The sequence below is a fragment of the Rhodococcus daqingensis genome, assembly GCF_042665615.1.
Lineage (GTDB): Bacteria > Actinomycetota > Actinomycetes > Mycobacteriales > Mycobacteriaceae > Rhodococcus_G > Rhodococcus_G daqingensis.
Window position 1 is genome coordinate 302,285 of record NZ_JBHTCS010000017.1, and the last position, 15,783, is coordinate 318,067.

The window sequence follows — 15,783 nt, forward strand, 5'->3', positions numbered from 1 at the left end:
AGGGCGGCGCGGATGCCAACAGAAACACTCGTTGAGTGTGGACCCACAGGTGGTGCCTGTCAGTCGTGAATCGGTGCCGGATAGGCGCGCTCCGCGAGGTCGGGGGCGCACAGCCGCGCGATCGACTCGCCGTTCTCCTCGCGGACGTCCCTGGCGACCTCCACGAACCCACGCACCAGAGCCGACTCGCGATCCCGCCGCCAAGCGACGGCGGCCTCGCTCGGTGCGGCATCCGTGATCGGCACCAGCCGGACCCCGGGGTAATCGAGCCACCGGGCCGCCGCGCCCGTCACCACGAACCCCAAGCCGGCCGACACCTTCTGCAGTTCTTCCAACACCGTCGTCGACCGAGAGACCACGCGCGCCGGCTCGCCGTCGCGATGCGCGTCCAGCTCCCAGAACGCATTCCACGTTCGATCGGCACACGACGACCCGAGGATCGGTTCCGCGAGCAGCTCGTCCACCCACACCGACTCGCGTTCCGCCAACCGATGCCCCTGCGAGAACGCCGCCACCACCGGCTCGACGAACAGGCTCTCATAGCGGAGGCCCGGCGTCGCGATCGGACGACGCAGGATCGCCACATCCACGGCCTCCTGCGCCAGCCCTGCCGACGGATCGTCGTAGTTGAACTGCCTCATCTCCACGGTCACGTGGGGGTAGCGCGCACCGAACGCCGACAGGATCGGGTCCGTCAGGGTGAGGGCCGCCCCCTCCATGAACCCCAGCACCAGCCTGTCGCAGGCCCGGCGATGCGTCGAGCGTGCGCGCTCCGCAGCGGCGTCCATGGCGGACAGGATCACGCGGGTGTCCCGCAGGAAGTCCTCGCCTGCGGCGGTGAGGCGCACACTGCGCGTGGTCCGCACCAAAAGGGGCACACCGAGAATCTGTTCCAGCTGCTTGATCTGCGCACTCAGCGACTGCTGCGCCATGTGCAGCCGGTCGGCGGCTCGGGTGAAGTTCAGCTCCTCCGCCACCGCAGCGAAATACCGTAGGTGCCGCGCCTCCAGCTCGCCCCGCGCCCCGCTCACTCCGGTGTCCGGGATCCGCTCACCCGTCGCCGGACGACGTCGATCACCAACAACCCCGCCCCGATCACCAGCCCGGTCGCCGCCCCGATCCAGGTGCCGGAGTAGTGCGTGCCGGTGAATGCCGGGGCACCGTCCATCGCAGGCGCGAAGTCCGAGGTCTGCACTCCCCGGTTCCAGCACCAGACCGCCGCACCGACCGCGAGCACCGCCAGGCACAGCTCCACGATCCGCGTCATCCGTTCGCTCACCGCTCGCCGTCCTCCGCATCGTCCCCCGCCACGAGCCCCTCCAGCTCGGTCCGCAGCCCGTCACCGTCCCGCGCCCACGCCCGCACCGTCGACCCATCCCGCAGCCGCAGCCCGATCGCCGTCCGACGTCGCGGTATCCCGGACAGCTCGCCGAGCGAGGGGGCACTCTCCCATGGCTCCAGATCCTCGGCGTATGGATCGGCCTCCGGCAGGACTTCGGCGATCTCGGCCACGTCGAGGGTCTCGGCACCGTCGCGCAGGACGGTCGGCGTCAGCAGCACGCTCGCATGCCGCCGCGCCGCCAGGACCTGCAGGGAGACCAGGCCCGCGAGCAGCACCGCGGACAGCGCCAGCCCGAGCCAGTGCACCCCGGACCCGAGGACGGCCTCCGCGACGAGCACGACCAGACACAGCGCCGGCCCGAGCGCGACCATCCACCACCGCGCGCCCGGCTCCTCGAACAGAACCTTCCCGGCCGCGGCGGCCGATTCCGCGTCGCCCCGCGGCCGATCGTCACTCACCGGCAAACCACTCCGCCGCGGACCTGAGGTAGACCAGCGCGCTCGCCACCAGCGCCAGCACCGCCACCACCAGCACCGGAGCCTGGCCGAGGCCGATCGCCATCAGCCCGAGCTGCAGGACTCCGAACACCACCGACAGCGCCACGACCGCTCGCCGGAATCGCGGATCCCCCGCCCTGGTCGGCCCCGCCATCAGCCCGACGCCGAGCCCGGTCAGCAGCGCGACGGCGCCGGAGCCACGCAGCAGCACGATGAAGGCGTCGACGCTGTCGGGGTTCGCGCCGCGCTCCACCAGTTGCTCCCGAATCGCGGTGCCGGGAGACGTCAGGGCGAGCAGCCCGAAGAGCACCAGCAGCGCGGCACACACCAGCCACAACCAGTACGCGGCGTCGACCGAACGCGGACGGGTCTGCGCGTCACCCACGCCGGCTACTGCGCTTTCGGCCCGGGCACGAAGTACCGGTTCGACTCGCTCCGGTGCATCAGGACCACCGCTCCGACCGACAGCACGGCCTGCAGGATCCCCGCACCACCGGCGAGCATGCCGGCCACGCCGCCGCCCGCGCCGAGCCCGAACAGCGCCGGGATCGCGAAGAAGACCATCGCCACGCCGATCATCGTCACCAGCATCCGGGCCCAATTCCGCCCGCTGCGCATCTTGAACACGAACAGCAGATACAGGGCCGTCAGCGCGAGCCCGAGCAGCGCGGTGACGCCTAGCCCGACCAGCAGCAGTCCCTCGGCGGCCGAGGTGCTGATCTCCACCGACGGATCCTGGGCGTGCACATCCTTGATCAACTGATCGGCGAACGTCTTCCGATCCGCGGCCACCATCGCGAGGGTGGCGAGCAGGTTCACCACGCCGAGTGCGGCGACCCCGCAGAGCAATTGGAAGGCGGTACCCACGTCGACGGGCGGCACGGGTCGCGCGTCCTGCGCGACGGGACCGGTCGGGGGCGCTGGCGGCCAGGGGGCGGTCATGCCACCACCGTAACTGTCACAACCGGGCCGCGAACTCGGCGGCCCAATACGTCAGCACGATGTCCGCACCCGCGCGGCGAATGCTGAGCAGCGACTCCAGCACGGCGGCGTCGCGGTCGATCCAGCCGTTCTGCGCGGCGGCGGTGATCATCGAGTACTCCCCCGAGATCTGGTACGCCGCAACGGGAACCGTCGACATGTCGGCGACCTCACGCAGCACGTCGAGGTATGACATGGCCGGCTTCACCATCACCATGTCCGCGCCCTCGTCCAGGTCCAGGTCGACCTCGCGCAGCGACTCTCGCCGGTTGGCGGCATCCTGCTGGTAGGTGCGGCGATCGCCGGACAGCGACGACCCGACGGCCTCGCGGAAGGGTCCGTAGAACGCGGAGGCGTACTTGGCGGAGTAGGCCAGGATGCCCGTGTCCTGGCGACCCGCGTCGTCCAGGCCCTCACGGATCGCTGCGATCTGGCCGTCCATCATGCCGCTGGGCCCCAGCAGGTGGGCCCCGGACTCGGCCTGCACCAGCGCCATGTCGACGTAGCGGGTGAGGGTCGCGTCGTTGTCGACCCGGCCGTCCGCCGACAGCACCCCGCAATGACCGTGATCAGTGAACTCGTCGAGGCAGGTGTCCGCCATGATCACCGTGTCGTCCCCGAGCTCACCGCGGAGCGAGCGCAGGGCCCGGTTCAGGATGCCGTCGGGATCGGTGGCCCCCGACCCGTTCGCGTCCTTGTCCTCCGGCCGGGGGACGCCGAACAGCATCAGCCCACCGACGCCCGCCGCGACCGCCTCGGTGGCGGCCCGCGTCAGGGAGTCGAGGGTGTGCTGGAAGACACCGGGCATCGAACCGATCTCACGCGGCTCGGCGATCCCGTCCGCGACGAACATCGGCAACACCAGGTGCCGTGGCTCGAGCGAGGTCTCGGCGACCAGTCGACGCAGCGCCGGGGTGGCGCGCAGGCGCCGGGGACGTTCGGCGGGGAAGATGGTGCCCTCCTTCGTCGGGCCTGTGAGCGGTTGGCGAGTGCCTGGACTCGTCAACCGCTCACGGGCGCGCTAGCGCCTACGAGACTTCTTACGCGGGGGCGGCAGCGCTCCCTCGGCGCGCAGCCGGGCGGCGTGCTCGGCGAGCGCCTCCACCAGCGGGCCGACCTGGGCGGTCTCGGGCTGCACGTCGACACGGAGGCCGAACTCGATCGCGGTCTCCGCGGTCTTCGGCCCGATGCACGCGACCAGGGTGCGGGCGTGCGGCTTGCCGGCGATGCCGACCAGGTTGCGCACGGTCGAGGACGAGGTGAAGCAGACCGCGTCGAATCCGCCGGTCTTGATCATCTCGCGGGTCTCGGCCGGCGGCGGCGCCGCCCGGACGGTGCGGTAGGCGGTGACGTCGTCGATCTCCCAGCCGCGCTGGCGCAGACCCTCGGCCAGGGTCTCGGTGGCGATGTCGGCGCGGGGCAGCAGCACCCGGTTCACCGGATCGAACACGTCGTCGTACGGCGCGAACTCGGCCAGCAGGCCCTCGCTCGACTGTTCGCCGGACGGCACCAGCTCGGGGTTGATGCCGAACGAGCGCACCTTGTCCGCGGTGGCCTCGCCGACGCACGCGATCTTCACGCCGGAGAACGCGCGGGCGTCGAGCCCGAACTCCTCGAACTTCTCCCACACCGCGCGCACCGCGTTGGTGGAGGTGAAGACGACCCACTGGTAGCGGCCGTCGACCAGGCCCTTGACCGAACGCTCCATCTGCGCCGGGCTGCGCGGCGGCTCGACGGCGATCGTCGGCACCTCGATGGGGATGGCGCCGTGCGTGACGAGGCGATCGCTCATCTCGCTGGCCTGCTCCTTGGTGCGCGGCACCAGCACGGTCCAGCCGTACAGGGCGCGCGACTCCCACCAGGACATCTTGCTGCGCTGGCTGACCACCTTGCCGACCGTGACGATCAGCGAACCGACCAGCTCCGAGCCCGCCTCGTTCAGCGTGGCCAGGGTGGCCTCGACGGTCCGCTGCTGGCACGTCGTACCGCGGACGGTGATCGCGGCGGGGGTCTGCGGGGCCAACCCGTTCTCCACCAGCTCGCTCGCGGTCTCGGCGAGGTGGCCGGAGGTGGCGTGCAGCACCAGCGGTCCGGGCGCGGCGGCCAGTGCGGCCCAGTCGACCTCACCGCGCACGTCGACCTCGGTGTGGCCGGAGCCGAGCGGCATACCCGCGTAGCTCGGCACCGCGGATCCGGCGGGCAGGCCGGGCAGGATCTCGAACTGGACCTGGGTCCGCGCGACGGCCGTGACCTCGGCGATCACCGAGTCGGTGGTCAGCGGGTCGCCGGCGACCAGGCGGACGACGTCGTGCCCGTTCTTGGCCTCGGCCACCAGGGTCTTGGCGACCTCGGCCGGCTCACCCAGCGCGGGCCGCACCTCGAACGGCGGGTTCTCGGGGTCGAACTCCTCCCCCTTGCCGAGCAGGCCGGTACCGACGAGCGCGGTCACGCCCTTGTCGACGTCGGGGTCGGTGAACGCCAGGGCGGCGGCGGCGAGGACGTCCCGCGCCCGGACGGTGAGCAGCGCCGGGTCTCCCGGGCCGGAGCCCACGAACAGGATCCGTCCGGGGGTGTTCTTGCGGACTCGGCTCATCGGTTGTTCTCCAGTGCATTCATGTGTCGAGCAGTGTCAGGGGCGGGAGGAAGGGCGCGCGGTTTCGACAAGCGCGCCGTCGGCAATGGCTCACTCATCGGTTGGACCGCCCTCCATCTCGCGATCGGTCACCGGGCCCATCAGGGCGCGGGCGCCCAGGTCCAGCAGTTCGCGGGCCACCTCGCGACCGAGCTCCTCGGCGCGGTCCGGCGGGCCCACCGTCGAGGCCCTGATCGAATCGGATCCGTCGAGCGCGGTCGCGCAGCCGCGCACCGACAGCTCGTCGAACACCCGGCCCTCATCGTCGATCGACTCCACGATCTCCGCGATCGCGCCGACCGGGGCCGTGCAGCCGGCCTCGAGCTCGGCCAGCAGTGCGCGCTCCGCGGTGACCGCGGCGCGGGCACCCGCATCGTCCAACTCGGCGAGAATCGCGACCAGCGCGGTGTCGCTCGCGCGGCACTCGACGGCCAGCGCGCCCTGCGCGGGGGCGGGCAACATCTGCACCGGCTCCAGCGCCTCGGTGATCACGTCGAGCCGGCCGATCCGCGAGAGCCCCGCCCTCGCGACCACGACGGCGTCGAGTTCGCCGTCGGCGACCTTGCCGATCCGGGTGTCGAGATTGCCGCGCAGCGGCTGGATGTCCAGCCCCAGGCCGAGGGCCCGCAACTGGGCGATACGCCGCGGCGCGGAGGTGCCGATCCGGGAACCGGGGGGCAGCTCACCGAGCACCATCCCGTCCCGTGCCACCAACGCGTCGCGCGGATCCTCCCGTCCCGGCACGGCGGCGATGACGACGCGCTCGTCGGGAGCGGTGGGCAGGTCCTTGAACGAGTGCACGGCGATGTCCACGTTCCCGGCGGCGAGCTCCTCGCGCAGGGCGGCGGTGAACACGCCGACACCGATCTTCTCGACCGGGCCGGAGAACTGGTCGCCCGCGGTCTTGACGATCACCAGCTCCGCGGGATGTCCCGCGGCGATCAGCGCGTCCCGGACGGTGCCGGCCTGGGTGGTGGCCAGCAGGCTGCCCCTGGTGCCGATGCGCAGGGTGGCCGCGGTGGTCCGCCCCGCGGTCGTGTCCTGAGTGGATGCGGCGGTCGAACTCATGACGGCATCCCCTTCCATGCGTCCATCGCCTCGGCCTCGTGGCCTGCGGTGAAGTCGTCGGCGAGCTCGACGGCTCGGATCTCCATCGGCGTCGCGACGGCCTCGGCAGACCCGGGGCTCAGCTCGAACAGCTCCCGCAGCGCGGCCGCGTAGGAGTCGCCGCCGGGGGTGCTGGCGAGCTGCTTGACCCGGACGGTCGGCGCGTGCAGCAGCTTGTCGACCACCCGCCGGACGGTCCGCGCGACCTCGTCGCGCTGCGGGTCCTCGAGCCCGGGCAGGCGCGAATCCAGCCGCATCAGCTCCGCCTCGACGACGTCGGCGGCGCGCTGGCGAAGCGCGGTCACGGTCGGGGTGACCTCGGCCAGGCGCTGCCCGGCCAGGTAGGTGGCGAGCTCGCTCGCGACGATCTCGCGGGCCGCGGCGGCATCGGCGGCGGCCGCACCGGCCGCCGGATCGCGCTGCAGGGCAGCCATGTCGAGCAGGCTCACCCCGGGCAACCCGGCCACCGCGGCTTCGACGTCGCGGGGCAGCCCCAGGTCGCAGATCACCAGCGGACGCTGCGCGGAGTCCCGCTTCGCCAGCGCGAGATGCGCGTCCGCGAGAGTCACCACCGCACCGACCGCGCCGGTACAGGTGACCATCACGTCCGCCTCGGCGAGGGCCACCGAGAGCTCCCCGAGCTCGACGGTGTCGGCCTCGACGCCCGCCGCCCGCACGGTGTCCGCCAGGTGTTCGGCGCGCTCCCTGGTGCGGTTGGCGACGATGATGCGGCCGATGCCGGCCCTGGTCAGGTGCGCGACGGACAGCCCGCCCATCGACCCGGCGCCCACCACCATCGCTGTCCGCCCGGCGAGACCGTCGCCGAGCAGCCCGGCGGCGCGCTCGAGCGCCACCGACACCACCGAGGCGCCCGCCCGGTCGATCCCGGTCTCGGAGTGCACCCGCTTGCCGACCCGCAGTGCCTGCTGGGCCAGCTCGTGCAGCACCCGGCCCGCGGCCTGCTGGTTGTCGGAGGTGGCGTAGGCGGTCCGGATCTGGCCGAGGATCTGCTGTTCGCCGACCACCATCGAGTCGAGCCCGCTGGCCACGGCGAACAGGTGCTCGGCGGCCGCCTCGCTGTAGCGCACATACGCATGCTTGGTGAGGTCCGCGAGGTCGAGGCCGGAGTGCCCGGCCAGCAGCTCCCCGACATCCGCGAGCGCGCCGTGGAACGCGTCGACCACGGCGTAGATCTCCACGCGGTTGCAGGTGGAGACGATCATGACCTCGGAGATGTGATCGGAGGCCACCATCTTGTCGATCAGCTTCGGCCGATCCGTGTCGCCGACGGCGACGCGCTCGAGGACGGAGACGGGAGCGCTGCGATGCGAGATCCCGACCAGGAGAACACTCACGGTGCCATCACCGATCCATTCGTTGTCGAATCCGAACCTGTCGAAGCCGAGCGTGCCGTGCGCAGTCCCACCGCCGCCGAGGCCGCAGCCGGCTCGGATTCGGCGTTGCGGGCACTGTGGAACGACAGCACCTGCATCTCCACGGCGAGATCCACTCGGCGGATCTCGACGTGTTTCGGAACATCGAGCGGCGAGGCCGCAAAGCTCAGGATGCAGCGCACGCCGGCGTTCACCAGCAGGTCGCACACCTCCTGGGCGGACTCGTCCGGGGTCGCGATGACCCCGATGGTGGCATCCAGTTCCCGGCACGCCGCCTCGAGCTCGGCCACGTCGCGAACGGCCAGCGCGTCGACGGTACTGCCGATCCGGCCGGGATCGCGGTCGAACAGTCCGACCATCGTGAATCCGCGTCGGCCGAACCCGCCGTACCGGGCGAGCGCCTGCCCCAGGCTGCCGACGCCGACCAGCACCACCTGGTGGCCGCGGTCGAGCCCGAGGGCAGCCTCGATCCGGGCGCGCAGCCTGGTGACGTCGTAGCCGACGCCGCGGACACCGTTGGGACCGAGGAACGAGAGGTCCTTGCGCAGCTTCGCGGAGCCGACGCCTGCGGCGGTCGCGAGCTCCTCACTGGAGACGATGATGGTGCCGTCGTCGGCCATCACGCCGAGCACGCGCAAGTAGGTGGCGAGCCGTGTGACGGTGGCCTGCGGCAGGTCCCGCACCGTCGTGTCCGCGCGGGAGATGTCGGAGCCCGAACTGGCCGTCGCGTCGGACGCGGACTCAGCCCCTGCGACGCCACGGGCGGAGAACCCATGCGGCTGGTGCTGTTGCGTCACGTTGGTGGCTCCTCGTCCGGCCATGCACATGGCCGGTTCTCACGCTGATCCGGGGGGACTGTTCACACCACGGTAACTGCTTGTGAACCCATGCACAAAGTCGCCGGATTCCGAATTCACCCGCTGCGACCTGCGCGGCGTCCGGGCGGCGGGGGTGTCAGGTCGGCCTCAGATTGTCAAATCCGAACGCAACCGAGGCTCGTCGACCTCCCAGTAACTGTGCTCACGGCCGTCGAGCAGCACGACCGGCAGCCGGTCGCCGTACTCGGCGCGCAGTTCGGGATCGGTCGCCGCGGCCACATCGACGTCGACCGATTCGAGTTCGAGCCCGAATTCCGCACACAGCGTCAGCAGCTGAGTGCGTGCTACGTCACAGGAATTGCAGCCGGCCCGGGTCAGGAGGGTGATCGTGTGTGCGGGGGCGGTCATGGGTCCACTGTGCCACCGCCACCTGCGCCTTCCGTCGGCCACCCGCGGAGACGCAAGTCACAGCGGCTGCCCCGGCGGCGATCCACCCGGTGCACCCTCGATGCTGGGGATAGGGTGGGCCGGAGTTGGACGAACACGGGAGGTATGAGTGCCTGGTCGATCTGGTCCGACCGGCTCGGGAGTGGGCGCCGGCTGGCTCGATGCCAAGCGTCCCCGCCGACGCGGCAGGAACCCCTTGGGGCCGAGCGACGCGCAGCTGCGTGCCAGCCTCGCCGGTGAGGCCAGCGCGGACGCCGCCATCGCGTTGCACGAGGCGGCGACGAGCGAGGTCGAGGCGGGCGCCGAGCTCGGTGGTCGCGAGGCCGAGGGCGGTGTGCCACTCGACCTGACCGCCGCCGCGTTCTTCGACGTGGACAACACCATGGTCCAGGGCGCCTCGATCATCCATTTCGCCCGTGGCCTCGCCGCCCGCAAGTACATCTCGGTCGCCGACATGGCCCGGTTCGGCTGGCAGCAGCTGAAGTTCCGGGTGACCGGCAAGGAGAACAGCGACGACGTCGCCAGCGGCAAGGAACGCGCCCTGGCCTTCATCGCGGGCCGCGAGACCGCGGAGTTCTCCCGGCTCGGTGAGGAGATCTACGACGAGCTGATCGCCGACAAGATCTGGCCGGGGACCAGGGCGCTGGCCCAGATGCACCTCGATGCCGGCCAGCAGGTGTGGCTGGTGACAGCCACCCCGGTGGAACTGGCCCAGGTCATCGCGAAGCGGCTCGGGCTGACCGGGGCGCTGGGAACCGTCGTCGAGAGCGAGGACGGCAAGTTCACCGGGCGGCTGGTCGGCGACATCCTGCATGGCGCGGGCAAGGCGCACGCGGTCCGGACCCTGGCCGTGCGCGAGGGCCTGAACCTCAAGCGCTGCACGGCCTACTCGGACAGCCACAACGACGTGCCGATGCTCTCGCTCGTCGGCACCGCCGTGGCCATCAACCCGGACACCGATCTCAAGGAACTGGCCAAGAACCGCGGCTGGGAGATCCGGGACTACCGCACCGGACGCAAGGCCGCCCGGATCGGGGTGCCCACCGCGCTCGTGCTCGGCGCGGTCGGCGGCGCGCTGGCCGCCGTGATCAGCCGCCGCAAGCACTGACCCAACCGTGGCCGCTACTCCCGGGACAGCATCGCCGCGGCCGCGCGTTCGAGGTCGAGGTAGGGCTCGCCGCTGACGTCGACGACCACCCGGTTCAGCGTCCCGCCGGTGAACGCCCACGGCGCCGCACCCTGGTAGTGGCCAGTGACCGGTTCGCCGTCGTCCCGTCCGACGGTGAGCCCGGTGCCGCCGAGCCCGAACACGCCCGGCTGGGTCCGGATCCGGCCCTCGCCGACCTTGCGATCGCCGTGGTAGAGGCTCAGCAGGCCGCGGGCCGTGCCCGGCGGGTCCTCCCCGTCCTTCTCGAAGGAGGCCGCGAGGATCACCCGGTCCCCGGTCGGCAGGACCTCGGTGGCGGTGATCCGCTGTTCCTCGCTCCCCAGGAAGTTGTAGACGTAGTGCAGTCGGTTGTCCCGGACATACAGTGCGTGCCCGCCGAAGCGGCCACCCTGTGCGAACAGCACTCCGGACGCGCCGGCCTCCGGCAGGCCCACGAGCGCCCCGATCGTGTACGAGCGGTTGCGCACGGCCACCGCGACCGACTCCGGCACGTCCGCGCCGCCGGGCCGGTACACGTACCGGTTGCGGGCCGGGGCGAGCCTGGGGCGCGGCGTCATGAGGATCTCGACCGCGGACCGGTCGTCGAGCGGCAACGCCTGGTTGGCACCGGCCTCGTGGAACCACAGCCCGATCAGCTCGGCGAGCTTGCCGGGCTCGGCGGCGGCGAGGTCGTGGAGCTCGGTGCGGTCGACGTCCGTGTGGTATAGCTCCCAGGTGTCCTCGGGGAAATGGCTCCACCCACTGATGGTCGGGTGCGTGGTCACGGCCTTCCAGCCGTCATGCCAGATGCCCCTGGTACCGAGCATCGAGTAGAACTGGGTGTGCCGGGCGGACGGGATGCCGGCGGTGTCGAAGCTGTAACGCATGCTCACGCCCTGGATCGGGTGTTGGGTGTAGCCCCTGACCGTGTCGGGCATCTCCATGCCGAGGCACTCGAGCAGGGTCGGCACGAGATCGATGGCGTGGTGGTACTGGTCGCGGATCTCGCCGCGGGCGGAGATGCCGGCCGGCCACGAGATCACGCACGGATCGCAGGTACCGCCGTTGAACGAGTAGCGCTTCCACATCTTGAACGGCGCATTGAACGCCATCGCGAAGCCGTTCGGATAGTGGTTGTAGGTCTTGGTGCTGCCGATGTCGTCGAGCATGGCCATGTTCTCGGCCAGGTCGTCGGCCACACCGTTGAAGAATTTGTTCTCGTTGACCGACCCGTTCGGGCCACCCTCGCCGCTGGCCCCGTTGTCGGAGACCACCACGACGATGGTGTTGTCGAGTTGGCCGATGTCTTCGAGATAGGCGAGCAGACGCCCGATCTGGTCGTCGCAGTGCGACAGGAACCCGGCATACACCTCGGCCATGCGGGCGAAGAGCCGTTTCTCGTCGTCGGACAGGCTGTCCCACGGCCGGGTGTAGTCCAGCAGCGGGAACGGTTGGCCGTCGGGCCCGCTGCGGGTCTGCGGGTCGCCGATCGGATTCAACGGGGGCAGCTCGGCGTCGCGCGGAACGATGCCCATGTCCTTCTGCCGGGCGAGGATCTCCTCGCGCAACGCCTCGTAGCCGGCGTCGAATCTGCCGCGGTACCGGTCGGCCCACTCCTGCGGAACCTGATGCGGGGCGTGTGCGCAGCCCGGCGCGTAGTACAGGAACACCGGCCGGTCCGGTGCGATCGCCTTGACGTCGTCGATGAATTCCACGGCGCGATCGGTGATGTCGACGCCGAAGTGATAGCCCTCGTCCGGTGTGGCCGGCGGCTTGACCGGGTGGTTGTCGTGGATCAGATCCGGATGCCACTGGCTGGTTTCCCCGCCGAGGAAGCCGTAGAACCGCTCGAAGCCCCTGCCGATCGGCCAATTCGACTTGGTGGAGGCGAGGTTCATCTCGTCCGCGGCGCACAGGTGCCACTTGCCGACCATCGCGGTGCTGAACCCGCGCTCGACCAGGATCTCGGCGAGGGTGGCGCACTCCCGCGGGACGTGCCCGTTCGCACCGGGGAACCCGATCGCGGCCTCGCTGATGCAGCCCATGCCGTTGACGGTGTGGTTGCGGCCGGTGAGCAGACAGGACCGCGTGGGTGAGCACAGCGCGGTGGTGTGCCACTGGCTGTACCGCAGCCCGTTCCCGGCGATCCGGTCGATGTTCGGCGTCTCGATCGGGCCGCCGTAGCAGCTGAATGCGCCGAACCCCACGTCGTCGAGCACGATGTACAGCACGTTCGGCGTGCCGGGCGGGGCCTTCGGCTGCTCGTACGGACCCCAGTCGGGGACCGAGTCGCGAATGTCGAGGTTGGTGATACCGCGGAATGACCTGGCCATGTCGTGGCTCCCTGTCGAGGCCCCCTGTCCCACCAAAGCACAACGGCCGGGCGATCACCAGATCCGCTCGGGAATCCAGCGACGCCGACGCGGGTTCGCTTGCCGGGCAACCGATCCGGCCGAGACTCCCCCGATTCAGCCCAGGAACACGTTGCGGCGCTGGGCGAGCAGCCGGTACAGGGTCTGCTGAATGGTCTCCCGGACGTGGTCGGTCAGCTCGAAGAGCACCATCGGGTCCTCGGCGCACACCGCGTCGTAGGAGTCGGTCAGGATCGGCTCGCCGAACTCGATGTACCACTTCGACGGCAGCGGGATCAGCCCCAGCGGGCCCAGGTGCGGGAAGAACGGCGTCACCGGGAAATACGGCATCCCGAGCAACCGCGCCAGCGACTTGAGGTCACCGATCTTGGGGTAGATCTCCTCCGAGCCGACGATCGAGCACGGGACGATCGGCACCCCGGTGCGCAGCGCGGCGCTGACGAACCCGCCCCGGCCGAAGCGCTGCAGCTTGTACCGCTCGCTGAACGGCTTGCCGATCCCCTTGAACCCCTCGGGAAAGACCGCCGCCACCTCGCCGGTTCGCAGCAGCCGCTCGGCGTCCGGGTTGCAGGCAAGCGTGTGCCCGGCCTTGCGCGCGATGTTGCCCACGACCGGCATCTCGAAGGCGAGGTCGGCGGCGAGCATCCGCAGCGGACGATGAGCCGGATGATGGTCGAACATCGCCACCGAGGTCATCAGCCCGTCGATGGGGACCACGCCCGCGTGGTTGGCGACCACCAGCGCACCGCCCTCGGCGGGCACGTTCTCGATTCCGCGCACCTCGACGCGGAACCAGCTCTCGAACAGGGGCCGGAGCATCGGCAGCCAGACGTTCTCGGCGAAATGCGGGTCGAATCCGAATTCGTCGACCTGGTAGTCGCCGGTGAGCCGGCGACGGATGAACTCCGCGATCGCGACCACGGGATCGGCGACCAGCTCGCGCGCCGAGTCGAGCACGACGCCGGGCAGCGACGGCGCCGCCGGCTGCGGTTCGCCGAACAGCAGGCGGGGCTCGGGCAGATGCTCGGTCACCGGCGCCTCGCCGGGCGCGGACCGGGCACGCCGCCCGGCCGCGTCGTGCAGCGGGATCACCTTGGCCACATCACTCATCGCTGTTCTCCCCCGACTCCGACCAACCGCTGCACCCGTGTTTCGACCGACCGAAGCCAGTCCTCGCTGATCACCGGGCTGATGCCGGCCCCGTTGATCAGATCGTCCAGTCCCTGCATCGTCGTCCACCGCGGCTCGAAGCCCAGTTCCGTCCGCATGCGCGCGGTGTCGAACCCACACCCGAAATGGAAGTAGTCGAGCTGTTCCTTGGTGAAGTCCCGCATCGCCGGTCCCATCAAGGCCCGGCCGAGGGTCCGGAACAGCTGTGAGGGCACCGGCACCGCGAGGCCACCGGCCCGTCTGACCGCCTGGGAGAGCATCACGACGCCGTCTGCCGCGATGTTGAAGGTTCCCGCGGGGCCCGAGACCGTGGCGAGTTCCAGGGCCGCCAGCGCGTCCTCCTCGTGCAGGAGTTGCATCCTGGGATCGCGGCCCAGGACCGTCGGCACCACCGGCGAGTTCAGGTAGCGCGACACGGGACCGCTCATCCGCGGGCCGATCAGCGGCGCCATCCTGAGCAACGTGACCGCGATCTCCGGCCGCCGACGTCCGAGGCTGCGCGCGTATCCCTCGATCTCGATGATGTCGCGCGCGAAGGCGCCCCGCGGCGGGGTGCGCGCGCTCATCTCCTCGGTGAACTTCGCGGGGTCCTTGGCGCTGCCGCCGTAGACCGCACCGGACGAGCGCACCACCACCTTGCGGACGTCCGGGGACTTCTGGCACACCGCGAACAACTGCATGGCGCCGAGGACGTTCATGTCCTTCATCGCGGCCCTGCTGCCCGACTTCGGGGCCTTCGGGATCGAGGAGGCGTGCACCACGGTGTCGACCCTGGTGTTGCGGATCACCTTGCCGATGAGCGGGTTCCTGATGTCGGCCCGGACGAACTCCGCACGCCCCATCCGGCGCAGCATGTCCTTGCTCGGCGACACGGCATCGACGGCGATGACCCGCTCGATGTTCGGATTCTGCGCGAGCCGGGCCACCAGGAATCCCCCGAGGAAGCGGCTGGCGCCCGTCACCAGGACGACACCCGGCGGCCGCACACCGCGTTCGTTGAGTACCTCCACACCCACCCCTACCTGTTCGGTCGTCCCCTGCGAGCGTAACCATCCTCGACGCAGACCGCACGGCATCTTAACGCGGCCGAAATACCTATTTACCAGGTATTTCGTATCAGCATAGAACGAAGTTCGTCGAGCCGAACCCTGGACGATCGACCAATCGGGCCCTGGAATGCAGCGATGCCCGCCACCTTGCGGTGACGGGCATCGTCGGGGACTTCGCGCCCCAAGCCTGACTCGGCGACTTACTTACCGAGCTTCCTACGCTGCACTCGGGTCCGACGAAGCAGCTTGCGGTGCTTCTTCTTCGACATGCGCTTGCGTCGCTTCTTGATCACTGAACCCATGGCGGGTGTCCCTCACGTTCTTCTCTAGCGGTCCTGCGCACGCCGGTGACGTACGCGTGCGTTACGAATCTGGCGCTCGGCCTCGTATCTGCTAACCCAGCGCCTGATGACACCGGCTGGCTGGCACGACAAGTGATCATCGTACCGGTGCGGCCTCGCTCCGCAGAAACCGAGCTTCGTTCGCCCCCGGACACGCCGCCCGAGGGGAACATCCGGACCGGTCAGCCCGCGTCGAAATACGAGGTTTCCAGGTAGTCGTGCACCGCCTTCGCATGCACTCGGAATGACCGGCCCACCCGCACCGCGGGCAGCTCGCCGTTGTGCACCAACCGGTACACCGTCATCTTGGAGACCCGCATCAGCGTCGCCACCTCGGCGACGGTGAGAAACTGCGTGCCGCCGACCATGGGTTGACCGTCGGGGCTGGGCCCCTTCGACTTACTTGTAGACACCATTAATCCACATACCTCCGGCACGTCTCGCGCCGCCGGCTTCCCCTCCGGCGGAACAGACACGCACGTGCTG

General features: G+C 70.3%; 17 protein-coding genes. 1 reads left to right on the top strand and 16 read right to left on the bottom strand.

Features of this window, described 5'->3' with window-relative positions; all coding sequences use genetic code 11:
* Window positions 1-59: 59 nt before the first annotated feature.
* The 11 genes from ACFQS9_RS15565 to ACFQS9_RS15615 all read right to left on the bottom strand — a co-directional run bounded on the left by ACFQS9_RS15565 (window position 60) and on the right by ACFQS9_RS15615 (window position 9,179).
* Window positions 60-1,031, bottom strand: coding sequence for a LysR family transcriptional regulator (locus ACFQS9_RS15565; RefSeq protein WP_378406181.1), 972 nt, complete (start codon window positions 1,029-1,031; stop codon window positions 60-62).
* Window positions 1,028-1,279, bottom strand: a complete 252-nt coding sequence (locus tag ACFQS9_RS15570) for a hypothetical protein (protein ID WP_378406183.1) — start codon at window positions 1,277-1,279, stop codon at window positions 1,028-1,030. Before ACFQS9_RS15570 ends, ACFQS9_RS15565 begins: the two co-directional genes overlap by 4 nt.
* Complete coding sequence (locus ACFQS9_RS15575; protein ID WP_378406526.1) at window positions 1,276-1,713, bottom strand: hypothetical protein; 438 nt, start codon at window positions 1,711-1,713, stop codon at window positions 1,276-1,278. The genes ACFQS9_RS15570 and ACFQS9_RS15575 overlap by 4 nt, the downstream gene beginning before the upstream one ends.
* Before the next feature lie 79 nt (window positions 1,714-1,792).
* Window positions 1,793-2,224: a hypothetical protein gene (locus ACFQS9_RS15580; protein ID WP_378406185.1), complete on the bottom strand. Its 432-nt coding sequence runs from the start codon at window positions 2,222-2,224 to the stop codon at window positions 1,793-1,795.
* Between the two features lie 5 nt (window positions 2,225-2,229).
* A complete protein-coding gene (locus ACFQS9_RS15585) occupies window positions 2,230-2,781 on the bottom strand; it encodes a hypothetical protein (protein WP_378406187.1) in 552 nt (183 codons plus the stop codon).
* A gap of 16 nt (window positions 2,782-2,797) precedes the next feature.
* Window positions 2,798-3,772 carry a porphobilinogen synthase gene (gene hemB, locus ACFQS9_RS15590; protein WP_378406528.1) on the bottom strand — a complete coding sequence of 325 codons (975 nt, stop codon included), beginning with the start codon at window positions 3,770-3,772 and terminating at the stop codon, window positions 2,798-2,800.
* 69 nt (window positions 3,773-3,841) lie between these two features.
* Entirely contained in the window at window positions 3,842-5,413 is a 1,572-nt protein-coding gene (locus ACFQS9_RS15595; protein WP_378406189.1) for a bifunctional uroporphyrinogen-III C-methyltransferase/uroporphyrinogen-III synthase, read from the bottom strand.
* Between the two features lie 90 nt (window positions 5,414-5,503).
* Entirely contained in the window at window positions 5,504-6,520 is a 1,017-nt protein-coding gene (hemC, locus tag ACFQS9_RS15600; protein WP_378406191.1) for a hydroxymethylbilane synthase, read from the bottom strand.
* Entirely contained in the window at window positions 6,517-7,914 is a 1,398-nt protein-coding gene (locus ACFQS9_RS15605) for a glutamyl-tRNA reductase (RefSeq protein WP_378406193.1), read from the bottom strand. The genes hemC and ACFQS9_RS15605 overlap by 4 nt, the downstream gene beginning before the upstream one ends.
* On the bottom strand, window positions 7,911-8,750 hold the full coding sequence (locus tag ACFQS9_RS15610) for a redox-sensing transcriptional repressor Rex (RefSeq protein WP_378406195.1): 840 nt from the start codon (window positions 8,748-8,750) through the stop codon (window positions 7,911-7,913). Before ACFQS9_RS15610 ends, ACFQS9_RS15605 begins: the two co-directional genes overlap by 4 nt.
* Window positions 8,751-8,918: 168 nt before the next feature.
* On the bottom strand, window positions 8,919-9,179 hold the full coding sequence (locus ACFQS9_RS15615) for a glutaredoxin family protein (protein ID WP_378406197.1): 261 nt from the start codon (window positions 9,177-9,179) through the stop codon (window positions 8,919-8,921).
* Between the two features lie 148 nt (window positions 9,180-9,327).
* Between ACFQS9_RS15615 and ACFQS9_RS15620 the strand changes: the two genes are divergently transcribed.
* Entirely contained in the window at window positions 9,328-10,326 is a 999-nt protein-coding gene (locus ACFQS9_RS15620; RefSeq protein WP_378406199.1) for an HAD family hydrolase, read from the top strand.
* Between the two features lie 14 nt (window positions 10,327-10,340).
* Here the strand turns inward: ACFQS9_RS15620 and ACFQS9_RS15625 are convergent, their stop codons facing one another.
* From ACFQS9_RS15625 to ACFQS9_RS15645, 5 genes are all read right to left on the bottom strand, one after another.
* Window positions 10,341-12,698 carry an arylsulfatase gene (locus ACFQS9_RS15625; protein ID WP_378406201.1) on the bottom strand — a complete coding sequence of 786 codons (2,358 nt, stop codon included), beginning with the start codon at window positions 12,696-12,698 and terminating at the stop codon, window positions 10,341-10,343.
* 135 nt (window positions 12,699-12,833) lie between these two features.
* Window positions 12,834-13,847 (bottom strand): lysophospholipid acyltransferase family protein, encoded by a 1,014-nt coding sequence (locus tag ACFQS9_RS15630; RefSeq protein ID WP_378406203.1) that lies wholly within the window; start codon window positions 13,845-13,847, stop codon window positions 12,834-12,836.
* Window positions 13,844-14,917, bottom strand: coding sequence for an NAD-dependent epimerase/dehydratase family protein (locus tag ACFQS9_RS15635; RefSeq protein WP_378406205.1), 1,074 nt, complete (start codon window positions 14,915-14,917; stop codon window positions 13,844-13,846). The genes ACFQS9_RS15630 and ACFQS9_RS15635 overlap by 4 nt, the downstream gene beginning before the upstream one ends.
* Before the next feature lie 239 nt (window positions 14,918-15,156).
* Complete coding sequence (locus ACFQS9_RS15640) at window positions 15,157-15,258, bottom strand: 30S ribosomal protein bS22 (protein ID WP_003402602.1); 102 nt, start codon at window positions 15,256-15,258, stop codon at window positions 15,157-15,159.
* A 221-nt stretch (window positions 15,259-15,479) separates the two neighbouring features.
* On the bottom strand, window positions 15,480-15,713 hold the full coding sequence (locus ACFQS9_RS15645) for a helix-turn-helix domain-containing protein (RefSeq protein ID WP_378406206.1): 234 nt from the start codon (window positions 15,711-15,713) through the stop codon (window positions 15,480-15,482).
* Window positions 15,714-15,783: the final 70 nt, after the last annotated feature.